General features: G+C 69.8%; 1 protein-coding gene. It reads right to left on the minus strand.

Annotated features, from left to right (window positions below; genetic code table 11):
• Positions 1-1,336 (minus strand): N-acetylmuramoyl-L-alanine amidase (locus A8W25_RS31555; protein WP_420708545.1); only part of this gene is annotated, 1,336 nt, incomplete at both ends.

The following is a 1,336-nucleotide window of genomic DNA, read 5'->3' on the forward strand; positions in this document are numbered from 1 at the left end:
GCTGACCCGCCTTGAGCGGGCCGCCCGCGCCCTGGTCGCCGCTGGGCGCGCCGACCAGGTTCATGTAGTGGTTCCAGTCCCAGTACGGGCCCGGGTCCCAGTGCTGGGACTTCACATTGGCGTCCAGCACACCCGGCACCTCGTCGTGGCCGACGATGTGCTCACGGTCGAGCGGGATGCTGAAGCGGTTCGCCAGGTACTTCACCAGCGCGGCCGAGGACTCGTACTGAGGCTCGGTGTACCACGTGGCGTTGTCCTTGATGGCATAGCCCTCGTGCTCGATGCCGATCGAGTGCATGTTCATCGTCTTGTTGGCCGCGTGCCAGGCCTCGTCCTTGGTCGCCACCAGCTGGGTGACCAGACCGTCGGAGGCGCGGACCATGTAGTGCGCGCTGGCGTAGGACGTCGAGGTCTGGAACGTCTTCAGCGACCCGTCGTAGCCGCCCTCGGTGTCGTGGATGACGAGGTAGCGGATGTCCTCGCCGTTCGAGGGGCGGTTCGACTCGTTGTAGTTGCCGAAGTCGTCCGGCGTCGAGCTGTTCTGCTTGTACGCCGCCGGGCGGAAGTCGCAGTTCAGCCCCGCCGGGCACTCCGGCGTCTGGGTCGTCGCGCTGAACGCCGCCAGCGACATCGTCTCCGGCCTGACCGGCTTCACCGACGGGTCGGCCGGCAGGGCGAGCTGCTGGCCGTCGGCCGTGATCCGGTTCTCACCCGTCCTGATCGACTCGTACACCCGCTTCGCGAACAGCGACGCGCCCTTGGTGTCCGGTGCCTGGCTGTAGCGGGCGACGGCCGCGTACCACTTGCCCGCGTCCTCGGGCAGCGAGCCCGTCGCGTCCTTCTGGTACTTCGCGAGCAGCGCCGCACCCGCGCGGACGGACTGGGTCTCGTCCTCGCGGACCGCGTCGACCGACTTGTCGATCAGCTTGGCGGCCTCGTCCAGCGTGTGCAGCCGGGGGTCGCTCGTGTCGACGGCCTTCGGCGCCCCCTTCAGGGCGCGCTTGGCGTCGAAGTGCTTCATGACGGTCGGGTCGCCGCTCATGTTCAGGTGCGACAGGCGCTCCGCGTCCGTCGGCTGCTCGACGTCGTCCGCCGTCACCCGGGTCAGACCCATGACGTTGTACGCGCCGGTCGTGGACGGCTGCCCGTCGTGGCTCTCCCACAGCGTCTGGCGGTACGAGACCGCCATCAGCACGCTCTGCGGGACCTGGAACTCGCGCGCCGCGTCGGCGAACCCCGCCTGCAGCGCGCTGCCCGGACCGGCCGGCTTGGTGTTCGCCGTGGCGGGGCCGGGTGAGGCCACCGCCAGGCCGGTGATCGCCGCACCGGCGACGAC

It is taken from the genome of Streptomyces sp. ERV7 (assembly GCF_001653515.1).
Taxonomy (GTDB): Bacteria; Actinomycetota; Actinomycetes; order Streptomycetales; family Streptomycetaceae; genus Streptomyces.